The organism is Brevundimonas sp. DS20 (genome assembly GCF_001310255.1).
GTDB classification, from domain to species: Bacteria; Pseudomonadota; Alphaproteobacteria; order Caulobacterales; family Caulobacteraceae; genus Brevundimonas; species Brevundimonas aurantiaca.
In genome coordinates this window covers 1,590,248-1,614,434 of sequence record NZ_CP012897.1, presented here as the reverse complement: position 1 = coordinate 1,614,434, position 24,187 = coordinate 1,590,248, and the positions used below count along the sequence as shown (strand labels likewise).

Genomic DNA, 24,187 nt, shown 5'->3' with positions numbered 1-24,187 from the left:
GCCGGGCCTCTTTTTGTGGCGGCCGAGAAGATCGACCCCCTCACAAGGAGGCCATCATGATCCAGAAGTACGAAGTCACCCGTCAGGTGCTTTTCGACCGCCTCTACCACGCGGGCGAGACCTACGAAGGCAACGCCGCAGAGGTCTCGCATCTCGTCGCCAATGGGGTCTTGAAGCCGATCCGGGCTAAGGCGGACGCCGCGCCGAAAAACAAAGCCGAGCCCAAGCTCAAGAACAAGGCGGGCTGACCGTGGCGCTCAACGTCGTCGTTCTGACCACTGGACCGCTCCTCAGCCTTGACGAGGCCAAGCAACACCTTCGCGTCGACATCGACGATGAGGACGAGCTGATCCAGCTTTACACGGACGCAGCGGTTCAAGCCTGTCTGACATACTGCGATTTGAAGTTGGTGCCGGTCGGCGCCGAACCGTCATTTAAGGCGGCTGCGTTGTTGAACCTGGGCGACCTCTACGCCAGCCGCGAGTCTGTAACGGCCGGACAGTCCTATGACGTGAACCCCACCGCCGAGAACCTGCTGCGCCCTTTCCGCACCATCAGGATTTGAGGAGATCGCCATGCGCGTCCGCTTCACCGACGACTTCCCCTACACCCCCGCCGATAATCACCGCGTCCTGATCGAGTACCGCAAGGGTCATGAGCTGACCGTGAAGCGCGAGGCCGGCGAGGCTGCGGTCGCGGCTGGCAAGGCGGTCGAGGTGAAGGCCCCGGCCCGGAAGTCGGACGATGCCGAAGCCTAAGGGTGCAGGCGACTTAAAGCATCGTGTTTCCTTCTCCCGAAGGAAGGAGGGCGGGGACATCTACGGAAATCCGGTCGAAGATTGGGCGCCTCTCGGCATCAGCCGGGCCGCCAGCCTGCTCCCAACCCGAGGCAGCGAAACGGTTCAGTCCGACCGCTTGTCGGGCCGGGTGCAGTGGGACTGCTGGGTTCGCTCGGACAGCGGGACGCGCTCGCTCCAGACAGGGGACCGGATGGTCGATGCGCGCGACACAAGCCGCACCTTCAACATCGGCTTCATCGGCGACATGGACGGCGACCGGACGTGGCTGCTGATCCAGGCGACGAGCGGTGGCGCTGATGGCTAAGGGCGGTTTGGAGGGCGTCGAGCGCCTGACCCGCAAGCTGTCAGCCATGACGCCGGCCGTCCGCAAGGCGGCGGGTCAGGAAGCCTTCATGCAGGCCGAGGAGATGGCCGCCCAGATGCGCCGGATCGCCCCTCGGGATGAAGACCCGAACAACGGCGAACAAGTCCGTGACCACATCCACGTGGAGGAAGGTCGGTTGGGCGACGTGTCCTATGTGGTGATCAGCGACGCCAAGGACGCCAAAGGCCGCCCGAAAGCGTCTCGGGTCGAGTTAGGCCACGTCGCCGTCAACGGCCGATATGTCGAGGCCAGCCCGTCGTTCTACCCTGTCGTCCGGGCGAGCCAGCGCAAGGTCAAGCGGCGGATCGCCAACGCCATGCGCCGGGCCATCAAGGCGGAGGCCGCCAAATGATCGACCCGCAACTTCCGCTCCAGGCGGCCATCGTCGCGGCCGTAAAGGCCGACACTGAACTGAACACCTTGATCGCCGGCCGCATCTTCGACCGGGTGCCTGTCAATCAAGACGGAAGCCCCCAAGGGCCATTCCCGTATCTGAGTTTCGGGGCGGCCGACACGACAGACGAAGGCGCGTCCTGTGTCGGGCCGTCGGATTGCTACATCGACCTCAACGGCTGGTCCCGCGCGGTCGGCTATCCCGAGGTCAAGCGCATTGGCGCCCGCGCCGCCTTCGTCCTGAACACACGACTCACGGTCGCCGGGTTCGAAGTCGTGACGCACCGGGTCGATCGTCTTTCCTATCAGCGTGAACAGGACGGGCTCACCAGCCGGGCCATCCTTCGTTTGCGCTACGGCCTGCGTAAGGCCGCCTGATCCCGCACTCAGCGGGCCATCCCGCCCCCTCGGGGGTTTCCTTCGACAGAGAAAGGCATCCGCATGTCGGACGTTTTCGTGAGCGTCGTCTCGGGCGAGGAAATCCTCGTCATGATCGGCGATGGTGCTGACCCCGAGGTCTTCACCCATGACTGCATGATCAACGGCTCGCGCGGCTTCAACCGCACCGCCACCACGACGGATCAACAGATTCCGAACTGCACTGATCCGTCGAAACCGCCCAAGACGATGCGTCGGGTGGATTCCACGGACACCACCATTTCGGGCGAGGGCCTGCTTCACTCGACCTCGGTGCTGGCATGGCTGAACCGGGTGGGCCAGGTGGTCAACTGTCGCGTTCGCCGGACCGGGTCGTTCCAGGTTGAGGGGGCATACATCCTGACCGAGTTTTCGCTCACCGGGAACGCGCGGGAATACGCCACGGCGTCGGTCACCCTGGTCCAGGCTGACGAGCCGACGATCACGGCCGGCGCATAATGAGCCGCAGCGCCCGCATCACCGCTCCGTTTGGCGACGACACCTACACCTTCCGGCTCGACATCGGCGGACTGGAAGAGCTTCAGGAGAAAGTCGACGCCGGGCCGGAGCAAATCTATGCCGACATCGCGTCGGGCCAGTGGCGGGTCGCTCACCTTCGGGAGACGATCCGCATTGGCCTAGTGCGAGGCGGCATGGATCCGATGCGGGCGCTGGCGCTCGTATCTCGCTACGCCGCTGAAGGCTACCTAGCGGACCTGAAGCCGCTGGCCCTAAACATCATCGCCGCCGCTCTTGTGGGAGCGCCGGAAGAGGAAAAGTCGTTGGGGGAGCCAGAGGCGGGGGCGAAAGACCCCTCCCCCGCCGCAAGATCAGATTCGGCGAATTCTACGCCGCCGGCGCCCAAATCGGGCTCTCCCCGCGCCAGGTCGAAGAAAGTAGCATCTGGCAGCTAGGCGAGGCGCACCGGGGCTGGCGCAAAGCCCAGGGCATCGAGGAGAAGTCAGGCGCCCCGTCGATCGAGGCGTTTGAACGGGCGGTGAAAGCGGCTAGGTCTTAATCTGGTCTGTCGGTTCGATCTTCGCAATATCGTCAAGGAGTGCGTCGTACCCTGCGATCAAGGCCTCTGCCGCAGCGTTGTGGCGATGGTCTTCCGACGCATGGTTACGAATGCTGTATGCTGAACGCAGTCCCGAGAGGAGACGTTTTCGGAGATTGCCGAGGGTAGAGGCCTTGCGCACATCGGCCGCGCGGAGACGAGCGACGGATTTCTCAGCGGCTTCGAGCTTTTCACGATCCCTCTCGATCCATGCCGGAAGACCCGCAGCGATCTGTTCTTCGCGTTTTTCCCGGTTGCTCTTATAGAGCGAGCGTTCGCCACTGATCATGGCGAGCGCCTCGTGTACGGCTGCTTCCTTTGTCGTGTACGTTTCAGAGAAAAACGGATCATCGTCTCCGTTTGCATTGGCAAGGCAAAACTTCCATGCCGATCCATCCTGAAACACCGTGACGCGGCTTCCGCCAGAAATCATGGTGTCGTTCCCGGCTTCCGACTGCTTCCATCCTGCTGCGCTGTCGGCCCGACCAAATAGCCATGACAAAAGCCCCATTGCGCTCCCTCCCGCTTAGTTCAACGGTAGCTTGTGGTTCGTCTCTGAGTCGAGACGGCGTTCGGAGGACGGTGATGAGGCTCTGGTTTCTAGGTGCTCTTGTCGGACTAGGAGCGTGCCAATGGGTGCCTGGCTCGGAGCAACAGCAGATTCATGCGGCTCAAAAGCGTGTCGCTGAACAGCTTCGTGACCCCGCCAGTGCGCAGTTCAGGGCCAGCCGCGTCAACGATGGTTGGGTCTGCGGTGAAGTGAACGGCAAGAATGCCTATGGCGCCTACGCCGGGTTCCAGCGCTTTGTAACGGGGCCGAATGTTGTCTCGCTCGAACCTACAGGCACCGGCGAAGATGATAAGGAGGCAAAGCGCTATTTTGAGGTGCTGTGGATCGGCTGTGATTAGCCGTCCAGTCCGCCGAGCCTAATCAGCGCCTCGATCCCCGCCCGCAACGCCTCCGGTCGCGTGGGTTTTGGCGCGGGCTGGCGATCAATCCAGTCATCCACCTTGGCTAGCTGATCGGGCTGAAGTCGAACGCCAATCAATGTCCCGGTCCCAGTAGCTGGACGGCCGCGCTTCGATTTTTTGTTATCACCGCTTGACTTCATGATAACGCGATAACATAAAAGACGGGCCGGAGGGAAGCGCCAACTTCTCCTTCGGCCCTAACCGCAACGGATCGCAAGAGGATCACGTCATGGCTTCCCCAGCCAATAGCACACGCGTGCCGCCTGGACGAAAAGCAGTCAACATGGGGGATGTCGTCACATGCTCCCGCTGCAAGGCGGGGCTGTCCAGATCTGCTTTCTACAAATCATCCTACAAGAAAAATGGCCTCCAATCGGCATGCAAGGCTTGCACCGATGCGTGGCGAGCAGAGAAAAAGGCCGAGAGCAAAGAGTTCAGAGACCGTCAGCGCGCGGCTTCGCGTAAGTATGCGGCAAATAACCGCCAGAAAATGCTCGATCTCTATCGGTGCTACAACATGAGGCGGAAATACGGGCTTTCCGCTGAGGATGTGACCGCGTTCCATTCGGCACATGATGATGGGTGCGCCATCTGCGGCGAGAAGAAGCCGCTTTCGATCGACCACAACCACGCGACCGGTCAGGTGCGGGGTTCACTTTGCGCAGATTGCAATTTCGGCGTCGGTAACTTCAAAGACTCCATATCGCTGCTTGCTAGGGCGGTTCTATATCTTTCCGTTCAGCCAGAACACGCGGAGGCGGTGAATATAAATGTCCGACGAGATAGAAAGGCTTCTAGTAAGGGTCGAGGCTAACGCGTCTCAGTTCGATGCGACGATGCGGAAACTGAACAAGTCCCTGCACGCGGGACAGGCCGATAATCGCAAAGCGCTCAACGCGATCCAGCGAGACACCGAGACCATTTCGAAGCGGATGTTCGCGCCGATTGGCGACAGCTTCCGTGCCGAGATCGCCAGCCTGTCGGGCATCCTCGCGGGGCTGTTCACGACGCAGCAGGTCGCCCGGTATGCGGACCAATACACGGGCCTGCAAAACCGCCTTAGGGCGGCCGGGCTTGAGGGAGAAAATCTTAAAAGGGTCGAGGATGCCTTATACGAGACGGCGAACCGGAACGGCCTTCAGGTGCAGGCCACGGCTGAACTCTATCAGCGCGCCTCGCTTTCCCGTCAAAGGTTGGGCGCCAGCGAGGAACAGCTTCTGGCCCTGGTGTCAGGAACGGCGGCCGCGCTGAAGGTGCAGGGCACGTCGGCCGAAGCCGCGTCCGGCCCGCTGCTTCAGTTAGGCCAGGTCTTGGGCGGCGCAAAAGTCCAAGCCGAAGAATACAACTCCCTGATCGACGGGCTTCCGGTGCTGCTACAGGCCGCCGCGAAGGGATCAGATCGCTTCGGCGGCGACGTGGCGAAACTGACCGAGGCGGTGAAGGCTGGCAAGGTCACTAGCCAAGAGTTCTTCCAAGCCCTGCTAAAGGGCTTCCCCGAGATACAGAAACAAGCCGAGGGTGCGGCAACCACCATCAGCAGCGCCCTTCAAACGCTCGATAACGAGTTCGGTAGGTACATCGGCCGCGCCGACGAAAGTCTTTCGGCTTCGCAGAAAGTGGCGCAGGGCATCCAGGGACTGGCGGAAAATCTCGACACCATCATTCCGGTAGTGATCACGCTCGCCTCGCTGATCGGCGGTGCCTACGCGATTTCGCTGACGACAGCAGCGGTTAAAACCGCGCTCGCAACCGCGAGCAACATCGCCTATCAGGCCGCCCTCATCCGGCTCCAAGCCCGCCAAACCGGCGCGACCGGCGCCCAAATCGCGCTCAACGCGGCGATGGCGGCGAACCCTGTCGGATTGGTCGTGACCGTCGTTGCAGCGCTCGCCGCTGGCCTCTACATTCTCGCCACCCGGTACAACACCACGGCCATCGCCGCGCGCGAGTTGGACAAGGTCGTCGGTGATGCGGATGAAGCGATAGAGGCCTACCGAAAGGCCAAGGACCGTGAGCGGGAGGCAACTGATAAAAACCGCGCAGCATTGGAACGCGAGACTGCTGCTCAGCGCGCCAATACGCTGGAGAAGATACGTGCGCTCAAGGTAACGGCCCAGCAGCAGATCGACGAAGCAGTGGCGGCGCGTCGCCAAGCCGATCAGGCAATCCAGCGTTCGGGTCAGACCCGTCGCGATGTCGGAACCAACGCCGGGTCGAACGCGGGGGCGGCATTGGTGGGTGGGGCGCGGTCTTCCGCTCAAGGTGCAATATCGCTTGCTGTTCGAGCCCGTGAGGAAGCGGACACAGCTATCCAGTCCTATGAGCGCTTGAAAAGCGCGATGGAGGACATTGAAAATCCTCGCGGACCTGGCAGCGTTGCCGCCGCACCTGCATCAACGGGTGCTGGATCGTCGGCCGGATCATCCGGCGCTGACCGCACGTCAGACCTGCGTGAACGCCTATCGCTTGAGGAAGACTTGGCCCGCGTTCGCGCCACTGGTGACGAGGCAGCCATCAAGCGCGAGGAGGAGCGTCAGCGGATAATCGAGGCGACTGAGCGCTACCGTGAGGCTGGCTATGCAGACGCCGAACAACGCGCTCTCAATCTGATCGCGGCGGAAAATCAAGCCGAGGATGTCGCAGAGCAGCGCGAGAAGACACAAGCGCGTATTCGCGAGGGCCTTGAACGTGAGGCCGATCTGAAACGCGCAGCGGCGGACTGGACTGAGCGCCAGCACAGCGCCGAGTTGGAGATCGCTCGGCTACGGGGGGACGAAAGCGCCATCCGACGTCTTGAGCGTGAAGCGGCCCTGCGCCAGCGGATTGCCGAGTACGTCGAGCGCTTCGGCGTTGCCGGTGTCGGTCTGGCGGTTGCGGAGCAGCTGCAGTTCGATCAGGCCGCCGCGGATGGCGACATGAACTATACCGCCGAAAACGCCGCCCGGACCTTTGTGGATGTGATCGCTGCTGACGACCCTTGGTCAGCCGCAGGCTATGCGTTCAAGCGCGCCGCTTTCGAGAACTTAGAGAATATGTTCGCGAACGTCTTCAAGTCGCTGATGAACAACGACAAGGGCGGCGATTTTCTCGGCTCCATCGCCTCGGGCATCGGTTCCTTCTTCAGCGGCGGCGCCCGTGCGACTGGCGGTCCTGTCACGGCCGGCCGCGCCTACAAGATCAACCACAACAACCCGCAAAGCGAGTGGTTTGTCCCTGGGATGAACGGATCGGTTCTGACGAACGGACAGATGCGCGGGCTTCAGACCGGTGGCGTGCGCGGAGGCGGCATTGTCGAGCACCGCGTGATTGTCGTGCCGGAGCGAGAGAGTTTCATCGCCCTCTCCACGTCAGCAGCCCAGCCTGTCGGCTTCGTCGCGGCGTCGGCGGCCATCGCTCAGGGACGCGCCGACAACCAGAACGCCCAGCGCATTGCACCTTACCGGAGGGGTTGATGGCTTTCGATCTCCAACCCCTGCCAAGGCAGACGACCCACGATCTGCGCGAGATTACAGCGTCCAACATCCTCCGCTCGGCCATCAACGGCGACAGCATGGTTCGTCATCGCATGGGCGACCGCTGGGCGATGGATGTCAACGTTCCGGCAGTGGATGCGGCCAACTGCGGCCCCGGCCTTGTCGCGGACCTCGTGCGGGGGAAGAAGGAGGCCGTCCGCGTTCCCGTTCCCGAGCACTTTCCTGCCGAGAACTACGGCGCCACGCCGACGGTCAACGGCTCGGCCGCCGGGACTTCGCTGCCGATCAAGGGCCTGACGCCCGGCGTCCTGATCCGCAAGGGGAAGTGGCTGAACGTCATCTATGGCTCGCAGCGCTTCCTCTACCAGACGGCGGCCGAGGTAACGGCGAACGGCAGCGGGATCGCCACGTTGACCCTGACGCAGATGCTCCGGCGCCCTGGAGTGAACGGTCATCAGATCATCCTCAATAAGCCGGTGATCGAGGGCCTGATCCCGCCCGGTCAGTCCTGGTCGATGGGCTCCCTGCCCGCCATCGGCGTCAGCTTCTCCATTGAGGAGGTGGCCTGATGGATACTGCCTACAAGGCGGCCTTACAGCAGCCAGCACCGACCGTCTGCACACTGGTACGGATGGAACTTAAATCTGGCGTGGTCCGCCTGAAGGATGGCGGCTTCGCCGTCTATGCGGGCGAACTTTACCTCGGAAAGCAGGACGGCATCGGCGCACTGGAAAGCGTCGGCTCCATGACCGAAGGCGGATCGGGTACGACGACGCGGGTCTCGCTGACCATCAACGCTGACAGCCAGCAGGCCGTTGAGGACATCGCCAATCCGCTGAATCAGGGTGGCCTCGTCCAATGGTGGGAGGGCGCGGCTGATCCTGTGTCGGGCGCCCTGATCGGTCAGCCTCTTCTCAAGTTCCAGGGCCAGTTCGATTTCGGCGTGTGGTCCGTGGACGAGTCCGGGTGGTCGATCATCGTCGAATGCGGCACCGAGGGCGAGCTTCAGCTGATCCCGAACACCGACTGGCGGGCCAACGATGCCACCCATCGCCGTATCTGGGGCGAGCTGGGCCACGCCAATGTCTCCCGCCTGACCGATGACGATTACTGGCGCACGGAAGCCCCCAAGGGCGCGATCCAGTCGGGAGGCGGCGGCTCGTTCTATCCGGGCAACCCGATCCTGAGCGGGATCAGCTTCCTCAATCAGAAACACTGAGGCCCCATGAATATCTGGGATCAGAGGGTGCATGACGCCCAGCTTTGTGCTGACCGCTTCGTCGGTAAGCCGCTGGACTTCAAGCAGTACGATTGCGTCCGCCAGGCCCGCTACGTCATGCACCTGAGGAAGCAGTCCACGTCCATCCTAAAGGGTGTGAAGTGGGGCTCGCTGACGGGTGCTTACAAGGCGATGCGCAAGCTCGGCCACACGTCCCTGGATCAGGGCGTCGATGCCGCCGGCCTGCTGGTGATCCCGTTCGCCATGATCCGCCCGGCTGACCTCCTGTCCCTTCCGAGCGACGACCGCTTCGGTTGCTCCATCGCCGTCTATCTCGGTGACCACTATGTCAGCGGCTACCAGGACGGGGCCGAGGTCGGGGTGACGATCAGGCTGGCGGACGACTTCGTTCCCGAACGCGTCTGGATGGTGCCCTGATGGCTAAGGCGTTGAAGGCGGTCGGCACCGCCATCCTGATTGTCGGTGCTGTTGCGACGGGTGTCGGCGCAGTTGCCGGCCTCGCGCTCGGTACCGCAGTCACGGCCTCTGTGGCCGTTGGCTCGTTCGCTGTTTCGGCCTCTACCCTCGTGACCGTGGGCTCGCTGGTGTCCAGCGTGGGCGGCGCGCTGTCCCAGCCAAAGGTTTCGACGGCGGGCAACGCCCTGGGTTGGGTAGGCGACCCGAACGGCCCGATGCACTTCGCGGCTGGTCGGATCGCGGTCGGCGGCGATCTTCGCCACAAGAAGGCCTACGGCCCCAACGACCGCATGTATTTCAGCGCGGTCACCGTGGTGTCCGACGCCGGGCCGATCACCGCATTCGAGAGCTTCACCGCCAACGACGTGCCGGTGACGTTCGACGGCTCGGGCAAGGCGAACAGCTCCTACTACGCCAACGTCATGTGGCGGCGGACGCAGCTCGGCAATCAGCCGGAGCCGTCCTATCTCGCCTCGCCTTCGGGCCTTGAGGGCGGCGCGGCGCTGCCGAATTGGGGCGCCAGCCACAAGCTGTCGGGCAAGGCCGCGTTCATCTTGACGCTGTCGGAGAACAGCAAGCAGTCGGCATACAAGGGTCAACAGCCGAAACCCCGTCACGTCATCCGGGGCTTGAAGGCTTATGACTGGCGGCTGGACAGTACCTATCCGGGCGGTTCCGGCCCTCACAGGCTCGATCAGCCGACGACGTGGACCTACACCGCGAACCCGATCCTCTGGGCGGTGAAATGGATTCTAGGCCTGTGGGAAGGGCCTGACCATGGCGGCGCGCCTCAGTTGGATACTCAGGTCGGCGGCATGGGCGTGAAGGTCGAGAACATCGACCTTGCCGCCTTCACCGAAGCCGCCAACATCGCGGACGCCCACGGCTGGACCTGCGCCGCCTGGCCCTCGACGGACGACGACAAGGCCCAGGTACTCGACGCATTCCTGCAAGCGGGAGGGGCCTATTACATCCAGCGCGGCGGCAAGGAGTCCTGCATCCACAGGGCGGCCCCGCGCGTCTCGGTCGCCACGATCTCAGCGGCGGACACGGCCGGCCCCATCGAACTGGACACCGGCGCCAGCTTCACCCAGCGCAAGAACACCGGCGTCCCGACTTACCTCTCGGAGGCGGACGGCTGGAAAATGACCGCTCTCGGGCAGGTCTCGGCCCCCGAGTGGCTTGAAGAGGATGGGGGACGTGAGCGGTCGGTCCCCGTGACCTACAGCTATGTCGACCGGGCCAAGCAGGCGGCGGAGCTGATGTGCTTGGCCGTCGCGCACACCCGCGAGGGCATCCGGGGCCGCATCCCGCTCAAGCCCTACATGCAGGGCATCCAGCCCGGTTCGGCCTTCACCATCATCGAGCCTGAGTTCGTCCTGAACGGGCTGAAGTGCCTTTGCCTGGAGACGAACTATGACGCCATGACGGGCGTCCACACCGTGACCTTCGTCTCGGAGAGCGACGGCAAGTACGCGTTCGCCTTCGGTCAGGCTCCCAACCCGCCCGCGCCGCCTGCGTTGGAGGCCGTCGACCCCACCTACGTCACCCCGCCACAGATCGGCGACTGGACCATCGTCCCCCGCCCCCCTGCTCCCGGCGGCGGCCAGCTTCCCGGATTTGACCTGGGCGGCATCGTCTCCAACGAGACGGCGACCGCTGTGGAGTTCGCTGTCTGGGAAGTGCCGTCTGGAGTCGATCCGAACGATCCGCCTCCCGCCGGCGCAGACTGGCAATCGTTGGGTACCTACGCGCCAACGGTCACGCAAATCCCGTTCACCGGCCAGCCCGACCGCTACTATTGGGTCGGTGTTACCTACATCCGAAACCAGAACTCCTCTGAGCGGCTGCTGATCGGGCTGTGGCTGAACGGCAAGCTGATCTCGGACGACGTTGACCCCAACGCCCCTGGCCTGAACCAGATCAAGGCGGACATCGCTGCGGCGTTCGGCGACATCTTCGATGTGTCGGAGCTGATCGGAGACACCCGCGCCGATCTGGAAGCGGCGGATGCGGCGCTCGGTTCGGCCATCGGCTCACTCGACAGCCGCGCCGACACGCTGGAGACCCAGACCGCAAGCCTGGATGCGAACAAGGCGTCCGTCTCATCGCTGAATGCGCAGATCACGCGGATCGACAACGCGGAGGCCGTCAACGCCAGCCAAGCGCTGGCCCTCGTCGATCTGGAAAACGGCAAGGTCGCGCTCAGCGAGTACGACACGCTCAGGGGCGAGGTGACGGCGGCGCGGGACGGCGCTCCTTCCCTGCTGGGCCAAATCCAAAACCTGAAGTCGGTCGATCTGGACCTTCAGGGCAACAAGGCCAGCGTGGAGTCCGTGAATGCGCTGACGGCGCGCACGGCGAACACAGAAGCCGACATCATCGATCTGGAGCTTGCGCTCGCGACGGAGACAGGCGCGCGGGCGCAGGCGATCCAGCAGGTCAGCGCCAGCAGCCGTAATCGTCCCAACATGCTAGCGAACGGCTCGGGCGAGCTGGGTTTGCGAGGGATTTCTTGCATCCATATCGGCGGGGGCGGCGTGGTGACGCCGCTGGCTCTATTCGCCGAAGATACCAGCTGGGGTCGGATCATCCGCATTGGCCCATTCGGCGGCGGAACATACATCTTAGAGTGGGATAATGTGACCGCGGTCGGGTCCACATCATTCACGATTACGGGGGATGCTGTCGTCTTGGGCCTCGCGGCGCAGGATCGCAGCTATTTCGACATCCAGTGTCTGGATGGCAACGGCAACCTCGTTCCCGGAGGGGATGGCGACCAGAACCCCATCTACGGTTCGCATGACTTTTCACCAGATGACGCCAACCGAAACGCCTATGCGGTGTCGTTCACGACGCCAGCAGGGACCGTCCGGGTGCGCAGCCGGTTCATCGTAGAGGCTCAGAACAGTAACCCATCCTACATCGCCGTCCGACAGGTGAAGACCGAGCGTGGCTCGCTGCCTGCGAGTCGATACAGCGCCGACGCGAGCCAAGCTGTGATCGAAGCCTCCGTCACCGAACAGTCCCTCGCCATCATCGATCTGGAGACCCAGCAGGCGCTGGCCTCCTACCAGCTGATCGCGGCGGCGACGGGGGGCAAGCCCGCCCGGTTCGCCCTCGTCTCGTCCACGGCTGGAAGCTACGTGGCGATCGACGCGCCCTATATCTTCTGGGGCGACAACACCGTTTTCGACGACGCGACCGACACGCTTCAGACGACTGTTGGTCCCAATATCCGTGTCCTCGCCTTCGGCGCTCCGTTCGGCGCAAGTGGGAACTTGCTGGAATGGTGGGGTCCCTCCAGCATCGCGATCGGATCCATGACCACAGCGAACGGCCTTAATGGCCGGATGACGACGGCGCCCTACGTGTTTGACAATGTCGTCGTCACGGTTGCCGCGCGCTTCGCCGCCGGCACGGTGACAGTCTTCCGGACCACATCTTCGACGACGGCGGCCCAGCTGACGTCCACGGGTACGGTCCTGGTCGAGGCGTCCGTGACCAGCACCAGTGAAGACGACGTAACCGCACCGATCGTCACGGCCGACGTGGTCGGCGTCAGCAGCGGCGGCGTCGAAACCGTGTTGGCGACCAAGTCCGTGGGATCGGGCCTGCCGGAAGATCCCCTGGTCTACACCTTCGCCCCGGTCCAGGGCTCCTATCCGACCTATCGCGTCAAGGTGCGCGGCAGCGGGCCGGTCAGCAAGAACGGGCAGTCAACCGTAGAGGTCACACTGAAGACCTCTCCCGTGGCGTGATCGTCAATCTCTGTTCAGAACTGGAAATTCTCATGACTGATTTGCCTGCGTCATTTGGAACCAAGGCCGCCGTAGAAGAGGCGATCCGTTCTCGATTCTCAGAGATTTCAGCCATCCTGTCAGCGGTCGGGGTCAATCCAGCGCTGTACCCGGCCGGCTTGCCGGCATCGCTCGAGCGAGCGATGCGGTTTTCCGCCACCATGGCGTCCACTCTGACGCCGCCGGAACCCCTGACGCCGGAAGAGGTGGTGGCGCGCCTTTGCATGGCCGTTGATGCCGAGCGTGATCGCCGTCTCGCTTTGGATTTCATCTATGACTTCGGAGAGACGCAAGCGGTCGATGACAGCGGAGACGAGATCCAAGCCGGCGAGCGCCGTCTCCAGATGAGCCCCCTGGACCGTTCAAACTGGCAAACCTTGCAAGGCGCGGCGTTGACGGCAGTGGTCGGCGGCGCGCCTGAAACAATCCTGCCCATTAGGGCTGAGGACAACTGGAATATCCAGACGAATGCGGCGCAGGTGTTGCAGGTATTAGCGACCATGACGGCATATGGCGAGGCGTTGCTGTTCCACGGCGGCGCACTGAAGAGCGCCATCCGAGCGGCGGAAGACCCGGCATCAGTCGACATCCTGGCGGGATGGCCAGAACCGTCGTGAGCCGCTTCACCGAGGCGACCTGGGAGCGAACCGGCGAGATCAAGAACGCCCGCCCGGTCTACTTCCTCACCTCGCCGCTGGCTTATGAAATCGGCTTCCTGGGATCGGGATGGACGATCACCGCCCCGGAGGGGTTCTGTACGGACCTGGCCAGCCTGCCCGTCTGGTTCGCGCGCACGGCGGCCGGGATGAGGCTGTCGGATCAGATCGCCAGATCCGCCGTCGTCCATGATCGGATGCGGACCGACCGCAGATGGCCGAAACTGTTGGGCGATTACGTCTTCTTCGAAGCCTTGGGCGTCGATCGGGTGCCACTGGGCTGGCGGCTGATCTGCCTCTTCGCCGTCGCCCTGAACTTCAGCCGATATTGAACCCTGGAGGCGAGATGCCCGAACGCGCCCGCGACATCGTGGAACTGCTGGTCGCGGCCGGCGGCGGCGCCGGGATCACCGGCTTCTGGGCCTGGCTGAACGGTCGCCGGCCGGGCCAGGCCGCCATCCTGGGCGCGGCGGCCCAGTTGCAAGAGGCGCTGAACAAGGCGGCGGAGAACACCGTCGCGGGCCTGCGCGAAGAGGTGGACGGGCTGCGTCAGGAGATCCAGCGGCTGGAGGGCGAACTGCGTCAGGAGCAGCAACGATCGCTGAGCCTGGAGAGCATTCTGCGCAAGAACGGCTACGACCTGTCGGACGCGACGCAGCCGGGCGCCTTCACCGCCATAGACCCAGCCGCCGGGACCGCCTCTGTCGTCCCGCCCCGCCGCAGGAGAAAGCCATGACCGACCCGGAAGCCGCCAAGGCCATGGAGGCCGTCGCCGCCGCGACCAAGGGGGCCGACACGCCCGAGGCCGCCTCGGTCGTCGCCCGGCCGCCGGAAGCGGCGGTCAAGATGCTGGCCTGGGCCGGGCCCGCCCTGTCGGTTATGATCATGTCGATCGTGGCGGCCCTGGCCTCGGCGCCGGCTTGGCGCTGGCTGGGCCTGCCTGAATGGCCCGATGAGGTCGCCGCCGTCCGGGTTCAGGCTCTGGCCTGGATCGCCGGGGCTCTGGTCGCCATCCTGGGCGTGGTGGTGTTTCGGCTGGCGTCCGGCGGTCTGAAGCGGGTCGAGGCCAAGGCCGGTCCGGCCGGGCTGACGGTCGAGACGGGCGACTGACGAACCGGGTTCGCGAACGCCGCTAGAACCAGCTCGCAACCGTCAAGGCGGCGCCGGCCAAAAGAACGACCGCCAAGCCGATGCAAAGCACCCAATCCGTCCTGTCGCGCCGGTTCATGCGGATAGGCTGACACGCGAACGCCGTTCGCATCAATCCCAACAATCTGGAGACTGACCATGAGCGACGTATTCGCGCGCCTCATCGAGGGCGTATTGGGCCGTGAAGGCGGCTACGTAAACCATCCTGACGACCGGGGCGGGGAAACCATTTGGGGGATCACCGTCGGTACAGCGCGCCGCTTTGGCTACGCCGGGGCCATGCGGACGATGACGCGAGCCCAGGCCATCGAAATCTATCGGGCGCAATACTGGACCGCCCCCGGCTTCGATCGCATCGCCACCCTTTCCGAACGCATCGCGGAAGAGATGTTCGACACCGGGATCAACATGGGGCCTGCGGTCGCCTCGACCATGCTTCAACGGTGCCTGAACGCCCTGAACCGCCAGGGCAAGGACTATGCAGATCTGAAGGTGGATGGCGATGTCGGCCCTGCCACCATCCGCGCCCTTGAGGCTTTCCTGCGGATTCGCGGCAAGGAAGGCGAAGCCGTGATCCTAAAGGGCCTGAACGGGCTCCAGGCCGAACGCTACATCTCGCTCGCCGAAGGCCGGGCCGCAAACGAGAGCTTCGTTTACGGTTGGCTTCGAACGCGAGTGGAGATGGCCGCGTGATCGCGTGGCTGAAGGGCGCAGACAGCGCCGCCAGGGCCATCCTCGCCCTGTTTGTAGCTGCGATAGCCCTGTGCCTGATCCTGGCCGTCCTGAACGTGTGCAGCGCCCGAGACGACGCCCGGAAGGCAGAGGCAGGCCAGACAATGGCCGAAGGCCGCACCGGAGCCGCTCAAGACGCCAGCGGCATTCGCGACAGGGCTGACGCCCGAAACGACCAGATCACCCAAGCCGTAACGAAAGGAACGACCGATGTCCGTCAAGCCCCTGATCGCTCTGCTGCTAATCTCGCCGCTCGCCGGGGCGTGTGCCGGGTCAATCCGAGTGCAGGCCCCGACTGTAGGATGCTCCTCTCTGATTCCGGCCGGGTGGACTGATCCTGTACCGTCCGCCGCCCTGCCGACGCCCGACGCCGTGGAGGCCGATTGGCAGGTATTTGGGATCGAGCAAACCGGGCAACTCGCCCGCGCCAACGGTCGCACGTCGGACGTGGTGGAGATCGTGACGGCTTGCGAGAAGCGAGACGCCCAGGCCATTCGACAGATTGAGCGGCCGTGGTGGCGCCGCCTCTTGCCGGGATAGGAGAGCCACATGGCGACCGAAACCATCTAGCGTCGAGCCCCGGCTCCGTATTCGAGCCCCCGCTCTCTTCGGAGGGCGGGGGTTTCGTCACGTCTGGACCCTTGCAATCCCCCATAGATCAGGCATGATTCAGGGGCGAGCGGCGCTGAAGGAAGCGCGGCGGCTGGTAAGGGAGTTGCCCTCCATTGCGGAGGCCCTGAAGCCCCTAGCAATAGCCGGTATCAAGCCCGGCCTCGCAGTAAGACCTGCCTCGGCAGGCTGGCCGGAGTTGATCGCCGGTCATAGTAAGCGCCCTCGGTTCACGCCGGGGGCGTTTTGCTGTGTCTAGCTGTCAGTTTCGGTTTGCGCCGCCACCATAACCAACTGAATTGACTAGAAGTCAAAATAGATCGGTTTGTGCAAAAACACGAACGAAATCAACAACACGTCCAGATTAAAAGTCAGATGCTCTAACCAACTGAGCTAAGGACGCACCGCGCGACGTTCGGGCCTGGCCCAAACCGTCGAAGGGCGCCTTCTGTTGCAATCCGCCCTTCCGGTCAAGACCGGGTCTGCTACTCAATGCATATGAAACCGCTGAACGGACTTCGCATCCTCGAATTCGACGGACTGGGGCCCGTCACCTTCGCGGGCATGATGCTGGCCGACATGGGGGCCGAGGTGCTGCGCCTCACCCGCTCGGAAGCGGCGGCTTCGGCCGTCTTTTCCGAGGTGGGCGGCGCCGTCCTTCATCGCAATCGCGCCGCCGTGCCGGTCGATCTGAAGTCTGCGTCGGACCGGCGCGGGGTTCTGAGCCTGGTCGAGTCCGCCGACGCCGTGATCGAGGGTTTTCGTCCCGGCGTCATGGAACGTCTGGGCTATGGTCCGGCCGATCTGCTGGGCCGAAACCCCGCCCTTGTGTTCGGGCGGATCACGGGTTGGGGACAGAGCGGCCCCTTGGCCCAGGCCGTCGGACACGATCTGAACTACATCGGACTGACCGGTCTGCTTCACGCCATGGGGTCGCCGGACCGACCGCCGACGCCGCCCTTGAATCTGGTCGGCGACTACGGCGGCGGGGCGATGATGCTGGTCGTCGGCGTTCTGGCGGCCCTGCTGGAGGTCCGAACCACCGGGCGCGGACGCGTCGTGGACGCCGCCATGACGGACGGGACCGCCCTGCTGGGCGGCCTGTTCCACGCCCTGCGCGCCCAGGGCTTGTGGAACGACCGCCGCGGCTCCAACCTTCTGGACGGCGGCGCGCCCTTCTATCGGTGTTACATCTGCCGGGACGGCGGCTATGTGGCGGTCGCGGCGCTGGAGCCCCGCTTCTATCTCGCCCTGCTCTCGGGTCTGGGGATCGACCCCGCCGAAGCGCCTCAGTACGACACCTTCGCATGGCCGGATCTCCATCTTCGCTTCGCCGCCCTGTTCGCCGCCCGGAACCGTGACGACTGGGCGGAGCATTTCGCGGGGACGGAGGCCTGCGTCACCCCCGTGCTGAGCCTGGGCGAGGCGCCGGCTCATCCGCACAATCAAGCCCGTGGGACATTCGAAGACGGCGCCCCGGCCCCGGCGCCCCGCTTCGACGACCAGCCCTCTACGGTCGCAAATCCGCCGCCCCTTCCGCTCGACGCGGCCATACTGCGCTGGGGGGGCTGCGAACCCAGATGACCGAAGGCGTTTTCGGCGCTATGGAACGGAGCCGCGCGACAGACGTTGCAGAACCAACCCAGGGGAACCGTTTTTCATGAGACGCTCGATCTTCATTCTGGCCGCGACAGCGCTGGCCGCGTCCGCATTGGCGGGCTGTGAGGATCGCCAGTCTCGGCCCGAAGACGGCTACCAGCCCCCCGTTGAACAACCCGCCGAGACCGACGAGGCCGCCGGCGAGCCAGTCGTCGCCCCTGAAGTGACCGATCCCGCGCCCACGCCGCCTGAGGAGACCCCGCCGCCGCCGCAAGAGCGGACCTCGGAACAGTCGGTTCAGCCCGAAAGCGAAACCCTGTTCTACTGACGGGCCTTGTCCCTCCCTCCTGCGGTCGGATAGGGGCTAACCTAAGTGCTTGAAAGGGCGTGCCGAGGCGCCGATCCGGAGGCCGTGATCTTGACGAAAGCTGTAGTTTGACGATCCGGCCCGCCCTGTTTCTCACCGCATTGACGACCTGCAGCCTTCTCGCCCAGGCCGCCGCCGCAGATCCCCGCGCACAAATCCGCGGCGAGGTCGACACCGAGCTGCGCCGCATGTTGGAGCGGGCCATCGGCGAGGTGGACGGCCCCCCCGAAAGCCGGTTCGACGCGCGGCGCCGCGCGCGCAGCGCCATGTCGGCGGCCGAGGCCCTGCTGCGGTCGGAAGCCTATTATCAGCCGGTGCTCGAAGACATCGTCGAAGGCGAAGAGCGGCCGACCGCCATCGTTTCGGTCGAGCCGGGTCGCCGCTTCGTGCTGACCCCGCCGACCATCAGCTGGATCGACCCCGCCCCCGACGCCGAGGCGGCCGAGGACGCCAGAGCCGCGATCGGGTTGAAGGCCGGCGATCCGGGCCGGGCGGTCGATGTGATCGCGGCGGAAGGGCGGATCGTCGCGCGCCTGGTGCGGGACGGCTATGCGGACGCCAAGGCCGATCCCCGCCGCGTCGTGGTGGATCACGCCGCCTTCACCGTCGCGCCCGAATACCGCATCGTATCGGGCCGGCCGGTCCTGTTGGACGGCGTCCTGATGCCGCGACCCGGTCGAACCAACCAGGCCTGGGTCGCCGCCCTGGCGCCCTGGCGGGAAGGCGACCGGTATGCGCCCGACAAGGTGGGGGAGCTGGAACGCCGCCTGTTGGACACCGGCGTCTATGACGGCGTCGGCGTCGCCCTGGCGCCGCCGGAACAGACCACCGCCGAAGGGCTGCGTCCCGTGATCGTGACGCTCCAGGACCGGCCCCGCCGCGTGCTGGAGGCCGGCGCCACCTGGGCCACCAAGGAAGGCGCCGGGGTGGACTTCATCTGGACCCGCTACAATCGGTTCGGCCGGGCCGACACCCTGGCGCTTGAGACCCGGTTCGCCCGGCTGGACAGCCGCATCGGCGCCGATCTGTCCCTGCCTCACTGGCGCAAGCCCGGCCGCACCCTGAAACTGAGCGGGGGCGTGGTGAAGGAGGACACCGACGCCTATGAACGCACCGCCCTGGTGCTGGCGGCCGAGTTGCAACAGCGGATCGGCCGGACCTCCTACTTCAACTACGGCATCGGCCTGGACGCGGGTCAGTACCGCGAGAACCGATACGACTATGCGTCCGTCCCCCCTAGGGCGGTCAGCTTCGACCGGGATCTGGCGATCGTGACCGGCCGCACCAGCGCCTATATAGACAACTCCAACGATCCTTTGAATCCGACGCGGGGATGGCGCGTGACCGCCTCGGTCCAGCCGACGGCCGTGGCCGGGGAGGACACGGTCCTTTTCCTGCGTAATGAGGCCCAGGCGACCGCCTATCTGCCGCTGCAAGATCAGGCGCGGACCGTTCTGGCCGGGCGCCTTCGTCTCGGCGCCATCATCGGCGGGGGTGAGCTGAGCGTGCCGTCGGACCGTCTGTTCTACTCCGGCGGCGGCGGGTCGGTGCGGGGCTATTCCTACCAGGGGGTCAATCCGCAACTGCCGGATCAGACCCCGCGCGGCGGTCTGTCGCTGTTCGAAACCTCGCTGGAGGTTCGTCACGACATCGGCCAGAGCTTCCAGGCTGTGGCCTTCGTCGACGCCGGCGCCGTGGGTTTTCAAGAGACGCCGAACCTCAGCAACATGCGCTACGGCGCGGGCGTCGGGGTTCGTTATAAGCTGCCGTTCGGCCCCATCCGCGCCGACGTCGCCATCCCCCTGGACAAGCGCGAAGGCGACTCGGCCTTCCAGATCTACATCAGCATCGGGCAGGCGTTTTGACCCAAGAGCCGCCCGAAAAAGCGCCTGAAGCCGCGCCCGAAGAAACCGCCGCCCAGGTGCGCCGCAAGCGCAGCCTGCCGCAGCTGATCGCCCTGATCGCCGGTGGAATAGTCGGCGGCGTACTGGTGCTGGCGCTGATCGCCCTGATCGGCGGCCGGATGTACATCGTCTCGGATGCGGGGCGAGAACTGGTGTCCGGCTTCGTCCAGGGCCAGAAGATCAGCCGTTACGGCCGGATCAACGTCTATGGGCTGAAGGGCGATCTGTTCGACGACTTCACCCTGGAGCGGGTCACGGTCACGGACCGCGACGGGGTCTGGCTGGACGCCCGAAACGTCAGGGTCGACTGGTCCTACTGGCCCCTGGTCACGCGGCGGTTTCACGCCACCGAGATCAGCGCCGATGTGATCCGACTGATCCGCCGTCCCATTCTGGACGCGCCGAGCGGCGAACCCGGCGGCCCTCAACCGATCGACGTCGATATCGACAAGTTCTCGGCGCGGATCGAGCTGCTGGAAGGCTTTTCCAAGGAATACGGGCGCTGGGACCTGTCGGGAATGGTCGACCTGCCGCGTCGCGGGGCCAAACACGCCGAGCTGAAGGCCGACAGTCTGAACCGCCCCGGCGATCTCTTGCGCCTGGCGGCGACCTTCGGCGGCAAGCTGGAGGACACGCGCGTCGATCTGCGCGCCAAGGAGGCCCAGGGCGGCCCCCTGGCCGGCGCCCTGGGCTATTCGCCCGACGAACCCTTCTCGGCCGTGGCGGTCGTGAACGCCGACCTGGTGCGGGCCAAGGTTCAGACCGGCCGCTTCGTCCCGCTGACGGTGGACGGACGGTTCGGCGAGGCCGGGTCTCGGGTCTCAGGCTATTTCGATTTCAGCGGCTCGGACCTGTTCGCCCCCTTCGTCGAGCGGGTCGGGCGCACGGCGCGGTTCGGCTTCGCCATGGTCCCGGCCAAGGACAAGGCCTTCCAGGGCGTGGGTTGGAAACTGATCTCCGACAACGTCGCCTCCGAAGCGCGGGGCGTCATCCGCATGTCCGACCGCAGTTCGCCCGACGGAATTCGACTGGACGTTCAGACCGCGTCCCTGAGCCGATTGACGGGTGCGGACGTCGCCGGTCCCGCCGCCTATTCCGGTCTGTTCAAGGGCGACGCGCAGACCTGGAGCCTGGAAGGCCAGGCCACCCTGTTGAACGCCAACCTGGCCAGCTACAGGGCGACCCGCATCGCAGGGCCGCTGAACGTGCAGGTCCGCGACGGACGGATGGATCTCGACGGCGACGTTCGGGCCTTCGGCGGTTCGACCCAGGGCCTGATCGGCGGTCTGCTGGGCGCAGCCCCGCGCGTTCAGCTTGAAGCCGCACGCATGAAGGACGGCGCCCTATTGCTGGAGAAGATCGATCTGGACGGCCAGGGGCTGTCGGTCGAGGGATCCGGCTCCCGCAATCTTCTGGGCGGCATGGGGTTCCGCGGCGATGCGCGGCTGACCGACGTTTCGCGCATCCAGTCCGGCGGCAAGGGGTCTTTCGGCGGCTCCATTCGCGCCGCCTCGGCCAAGACGGGCGCGCCCTGGACCCTGAGTTTCGACGGCCGGGGCCGCGAGCTGAGCGTGGGCATGGACGAGTTGGACCGTCTTCTGGGCCGCACGCCGCGTCTCCAGCTGGACGGCAAGCTGAACGGCGGGCGGATCGAACTGGATCGCGGCGAACTGACCGGCGCCGCCGGACGGGCCGGCGCCAAGGGGCTGATCGAAACGGACGGCCGCCTGCGGCTGGCCCTGAACTGGAACGCGCGCGGCCCCTTCGCCGCCGGTCCGGTCGAAATCGCCGGCGACATGAACGGGCAAGGCGCCCTGACCGGAACCCTGTCTCAGCCGCGCGTCGATCTGACCGCAGGGTTCGACCGGGTCACGGCCGGCGGACTGATCCTGACCGACGCCGACCTGATCCTGAGCTTCCGCAAGGGCGCGGACGCCTCGGACGGCCGGATCACGATCACCAGCGGCTCCAACTACGGCCCGGCCCGCGCGTCGGGGAACTTCGCCCTGGGCGGCGACCGGATCAGGCTGAGCGATCTGGACGTCAACGCCGGCGGCGTCACGGCCCAAGGCGCCGTGGCCTTGTCGGACAACCTGCCCTCCAGCGCGGACCTGACCTTCACGGCGCGCACCGGCGCCTTCCTGACCTCCGGCGAAGCCAACGGACGGGTCCGTTTGACCGAGGGCGGCGGCTCCGACAGCGCCATCCTGGACGTCAGCGGGCGAAACATCCGGCTGTCCGGCCAAAGCTGGGTCATTCGCACCGTCGATCTGGACGGCCGCGGAACCCTGAACAATCTGCCCTTCACCCTGGCCCTGGACGTCGGCGGCGGCACGCCCGCCCAGTTCAATGGCACCGGCGTCTATGCGCGACGCGGCGACGCCCAGACCGTGAGTTTGCGGGGCGGCGGCCGGGTCCGCGAGGTGGCCTTCACCACCCGAACCCCCGCCACCTTGACTCTGAACGGCGCGGAACGGGCCGCCCACCTCGACCTCGGCGTCGGAGGCGGGGTCCTGATGGCGGACCTGCGTCAGGATTCGCGGATCGCCGTCATCCAGGCCGACCTGACCAGCGTCGACCTCCAGACCATTTCGCCGGATCTGCGCGGGCGCGCGACGGGCCGGGTCTCTCTGCGCGGCGCCGGGGACGATCTGTCCGGTTCGGCCAACGTCACCTTGCAGGACGTCCGCAGCATCGACGCCCCGCGCGGCCTGGCGGTCGACGGCCGCCTGGACGCCACCCTGATCAACAACAGCCTGACGGTGAAGGCCGTCGCCTCGGACGAGGACGCCGTTCAGGCGGCCGCCGACATCACCTTGCCGGTCGAAGCCTCGGCGGCGCCGCTGCGGCTGGCGATCGCCCGCCAGCGCCCGATGTCCGGCAATGTCTCGATCAATGGACAGATTCAGCCGATCTGGGATCTGTTCCTGGGCGGTGACCGCACCTTGGCGGGTCAGGTGGACGGCCGGGCGACGATCGCCGGCACCCTGGCGTCCCCGCGTCTGAACGGCCGGTTCGACCTGTCGCAAGGCTCCTATCGCGAGAAGTCGGTGGGGCTGGTTTTGGGCGACCTCAATCTGAGGACGCGGTTCGACGACACCACGGCCTTGATCGAAGCCTTCAGCGCCAATGACACGGCGGGCGGCACGGTGAACGGCCAGGGTCGGATCGGACTGCGCGAAGGCTCGGGCTCGACCGCCCAGCTGAACCTGACCCGCTTCCGCGTCATCGACAACGACATAGGCGAGGCCCGCGCCACAGGCCCCGTGACCATCGTCCGCGGCCAGGACGGCAACATCCAGCTGTCGGGTCAGATCAATGTCGATGAAGCGCGGATCGAGCCGGAGGTGCCCGGTTCCACCGGCATCGTCTCCATGGACGTGGTCGAGATCAACCGGCCCGGCGGAGACGACCAGGAAGCCGAGGTGCGCCAGCGCGGCCCTCAGATCGGCCTGGACATCGCCCTGCGCTCCAGCGGGGGCAAGGTGCGGGTCAGCGGCCGTGGCCTGAACGTGGTGCTGGACGTCAACGCCCGGGTGCGCGGTACAGTGGCCCAACCCCAGCTGACCGGCACGGCCAATGTGGTTCGCGGCGACTATGAGTTCGCCGGCAAGCGCTTCGTCTTCGACGAGTCCGGCCGCGTCACCCTGTCCACCGATCCGGAGGACATCCGCCTGAACCTGTCGGCGACGCGAGAGGACGCGGCCCTGACCGCCACCATCAATGTCACCGGCACGGCGGCCCAGCCGAAGATCGCCCTGACCTCCACCCCCGCCCTGCCCCAGGACGAAATCCTGTCCCAGGTGCTGTTCGGCCGGTCGGCCGCCCAGTTGTCGCCGTTCGAGGCGGCGCAGTTGGCGGCGGGGGTTGCGGCCCTGGCGGGCGGCGGCGGCTTCGACGTCATCGGCAATCTGCGCGAACTGGCGGGGCTGGACCGGCTGTCCTTCGGCGGACAGGCCAGCGCCCTGACGGTGGCGGGCGGCCGCTACATCACCGACGACGTCTATCTGGAGGTCATCGGCGGCGGTGAGGGCGGGGCGGCGGTCAAGGTGGAGTGGCAACCGCGCCGGAATCTGGCGATCAGCTCCCAGTTCGGCGGCCAGGGCGAAACCAGCCTGTCGATCCGCTGGCGTCGGGAAAGCCGCGACCCCGGCCAGCGCGCCGACCGTCGTCCGAACCGGTAATCTGTCGGCCCGACC

The 24,187-nt window shown here is 65.5% G+C and carries 26 protein-coding genes; 25 read left to right on the top strand and 1 reads right to left on the bottom strand.

Features of this window, described 5'->3' with window-relative positions:
* The first annotated feature begins 56 nt into the window (after window positions 1-56).
* From JL11_RS07705 to JL11_RS07670, 8 genes are all read left to right on the top strand, one after another.
* Entirely contained in the window at window positions 57-248 is a 192-nt protein-coding gene (locus tag JL11_RS07705) for a hypothetical protein (protein ID WP_054765151.1), read from the top strand.
* Between the two features lie 2 nt (window positions 249-250).
* A complete protein-coding gene (locus tag JL11_RS07700) occupies window positions 251-565 on the top strand; it encodes a head-tail connector protein (RefSeq protein WP_054765150.1) in 315 nt (104 codons plus the stop codon).
* Between the two features lie 10 nt (window positions 566-575).
* On the top strand, window positions 576-758 hold the full coding sequence (locus JL11_RS07695) for a hypothetical protein (protein WP_054765149.1): 183 nt from the start codon (window positions 576-578) through the stop codon (window positions 756-758).
* Window positions 745-1,104 carry a head-tail adaptor protein gene (locus JL11_RS07690; protein ID WP_054765148.1) on the top strand — a complete coding sequence of 120 codons (360 nt, stop codon included), beginning with the start codon at window positions 745-747 and terminating at the stop codon, window positions 1,102-1,104. The genes JL11_RS07695 and JL11_RS07690 overlap by 14 nt, the downstream gene beginning before the upstream one ends.
* Entirely contained in the window at window positions 1,097-1,516 is a 420-nt protein-coding gene (locus JL11_RS07685; protein ID WP_156314173.1) for an HK97 gp10 family phage protein, read from the top strand. Before JL11_RS07690 ends, JL11_RS07685 begins: the two co-directional genes overlap by 8 nt.
* Window positions 1,513-1,935 (top strand): DUF3168 domain-containing protein, encoded by a 423-nt coding sequence (locus tag JL11_RS07680; RefSeq protein WP_054765146.1) that lies wholly within the window; start codon window positions 1,513-1,515, stop codon window positions 1,933-1,935. Before JL11_RS07685 ends, JL11_RS07680 begins: the two co-directional genes overlap by 4 nt.
* Before the next feature lie 63 nt (window positions 1,936-1,998).
* Window positions 1,999-2,433, top strand: a complete 435-nt coding sequence (locus JL11_RS07675; RefSeq protein ID WP_054765145.1) for a phage tail tube protein — start codon at window positions 1,999-2,001, stop codon at window positions 2,431-2,433.
* The gene (locus JL11_RS07670; RefSeq protein ID WP_054765144.1) at window positions 2,433-2,888 is read left to right on the top strand and encodes a gene transfer agent family protein; all 456 of its coding nucleotides are present in this window, start codon (window positions 2,433-2,435) and stop codon (window positions 2,886-2,888) included. The genes JL11_RS07675 and JL11_RS07670 overlap by 1 nt, the downstream gene beginning before the upstream one ends.
* 93 nt (window positions 2,889-2,981) lie before the next feature.
* Here JL11_RS07670 and JL11_RS17455 read toward each other — a convergent pair whose 3' ends face one another.
* A complete protein-coding gene (locus JL11_RS17455; protein ID WP_156314172.1) occupies window positions 2,982-3,542 on the bottom strand; it encodes a hypothetical protein in 561 nt (186 codons plus the stop codon).
* Between the two features lie 74 nt (window positions 3,543-3,616).
* Between JL11_RS17455 and JL11_RS17450 the strand changes: the two genes are divergently transcribed.
* The 17 genes from JL11_RS17450 (at window position 3,617) to JL11_RS07590 (ending at window position 24,172) form a co-directional block, all read left to right on the top strand.
* On the top strand, window positions 3,617-3,940 hold the full coding sequence (locus JL11_RS17450; RefSeq protein ID WP_156314171.1) for a hypothetical protein: 324 nt from the start codon (window positions 3,617-3,619) through the stop codon (window positions 3,938-3,940).
* Between the two features lie 292 nt (window positions 3,941-4,232).
* Complete coding sequence (locus JL11_RS17155; RefSeq protein WP_082382630.1) at window positions 4,233-4,817, top strand: endonuclease domain-containing protein; 585 nt, start codon at window positions 4,233-4,235, stop codon at window positions 4,815-4,817.
* The gene (locus JL11_RS07660) at window positions 4,774-7,455 is read left to right on the top strand and encodes a tape measure protein (protein ID WP_054765142.1); all 2,682 of its coding nucleotides are present in this window, start codon (window positions 4,774-4,776) and stop codon (window positions 7,453-7,455) included. The genes JL11_RS17155 and JL11_RS07660 overlap by 44 nt, the downstream gene beginning before the upstream one ends.
* Window positions 7,455-8,045: a hypothetical protein gene (locus JL11_RS07655; protein WP_054765141.1), complete on the top strand. Its 591-nt coding sequence runs from the start codon at window positions 7,455-7,457 to the stop codon at window positions 8,043-8,045. Before JL11_RS07660 ends, JL11_RS07655 begins: the two co-directional genes overlap by 1 nt.
* Window positions 8,045-8,695: a hypothetical protein gene (locus JL11_RS07650; RefSeq protein WP_156314170.1), complete on the top strand. Its 651-nt coding sequence runs from the start codon at window positions 8,045-8,047 to the stop codon at window positions 8,693-8,695. The genes JL11_RS07655 and JL11_RS07650 overlap by 1 nt, the downstream gene beginning before the upstream one ends.
* Before the next feature lie 6 nt (window positions 8,696-8,701).
* Window positions 8,702-9,133: a DUF6950 family protein gene (locus tag JL11_RS07645; protein ID WP_054765139.1), complete on the top strand. Its 432-nt coding sequence runs from the start codon at window positions 8,702-8,704 to the stop codon at window positions 9,131-9,133.
* Window positions 9,133-12,933 (top strand): hypothetical protein, encoded by a 3,801-nt coding sequence (locus JL11_RS07640; RefSeq protein WP_156314169.1) that lies wholly within the window; start codon window positions 9,133-9,135, stop codon window positions 12,931-12,933. The genes JL11_RS07645 and JL11_RS07640 overlap by 1 nt, the downstream gene beginning before the upstream one ends.
* Window positions 12,930-13,589, top strand: coding sequence for a DUF4376 domain-containing protein (locus JL11_RS07635; protein ID WP_054765137.1), 660 nt, complete (start codon window positions 12,930-12,932; stop codon window positions 13,587-13,589). The genes JL11_RS07640 and JL11_RS07635 overlap by 4 nt, the downstream gene beginning before the upstream one ends.
* The gene (locus tag JL11_RS07630) at window positions 13,586-13,960 is read left to right on the top strand and encodes a DUF1353 domain-containing protein (RefSeq protein ID WP_197273356.1); all 375 of its coding nucleotides are present in this window, start codon (window positions 13,586-13,588) and stop codon (window positions 13,958-13,960) included. Before JL11_RS07635 ends, JL11_RS07630 begins: the two co-directional genes overlap by 4 nt.
* Before the next feature lie 14 nt (window positions 13,961-13,974).
* The gene (locus JL11_RS07625) at window positions 13,975-14,364 is read left to right on the top strand and encodes a hypothetical protein (protein WP_054765135.1); all 390 of its coding nucleotides are present in this window, start codon (window positions 13,975-13,977) and stop codon (window positions 14,362-14,364) included.
* The gene (locus tag JL11_RS07620; RefSeq protein WP_054765134.1) at window positions 14,361-14,738 is read left to right on the top strand and encodes a hypothetical protein; all 378 of its coding nucleotides are present in this window, start codon (window positions 14,361-14,363) and stop codon (window positions 14,736-14,738) included. Before JL11_RS07625 ends, JL11_RS07620 begins: the two co-directional genes overlap by 4 nt.
* Before the next feature lie 177 nt (window positions 14,739-14,915).
* Complete coding sequence (locus tag JL11_RS07615; protein ID WP_054765133.1) at window positions 14,916-15,470, top strand: glycoside hydrolase family 108 protein; 555 nt, start codon at window positions 14,916-14,918, stop codon at window positions 15,468-15,470.
* Complete coding sequence (locus JL11_RS17445) at window positions 15,467-15,844, top strand: hypothetical protein (RefSeq protein ID WP_156314168.1); 378 nt, start codon at window positions 15,467-15,469, stop codon at window positions 15,842-15,844. The genes JL11_RS07615 and JL11_RS17445 overlap by 4 nt, the downstream gene beginning before the upstream one ends.
* Before the next feature lie 766 nt (window positions 15,845-16,610).
* Window positions 16,611-17,702 (top strand): CaiB/BaiF CoA transferase family protein, encoded by a 1,092-nt coding sequence (locus tag JL11_RS07605; RefSeq protein WP_054765131.1) that lies wholly within the window; start codon window positions 16,611-16,613, stop codon window positions 17,700-17,702.
* A 76-nt stretch (window positions 17,703-17,778) separates the two neighbouring features.
* Window positions 17,779-18,045, top strand: coding sequence for a hypothetical protein (locus JL11_RS07600; RefSeq protein WP_054765130.1), 267 nt, complete (start codon window positions 17,779-17,781; stop codon window positions 18,043-18,045).
* 107 nt (window positions 18,046-18,152) lie between these two features.
* A complete protein-coding gene (locus tag JL11_RS07595; protein WP_054765129.1) occupies window positions 18,153-19,949 on the top strand; it encodes an autotransporter assembly complex protein TamA in 1,797 nt (598 codons plus the stop codon).
* Window positions 19,946-24,172, top strand: coding sequence for a translocation/assembly module TamB domain-containing protein (locus tag JL11_RS07590; protein ID WP_054765128.1), 4,227 nt, complete (start codon window positions 19,946-19,948; stop codon window positions 24,170-24,172). Before JL11_RS07595 ends, JL11_RS07590 begins: the two co-directional genes overlap by 4 nt.
* The last annotated feature ends 15 nt before the right edge of the window (window positions 24,173-24,187 follow it).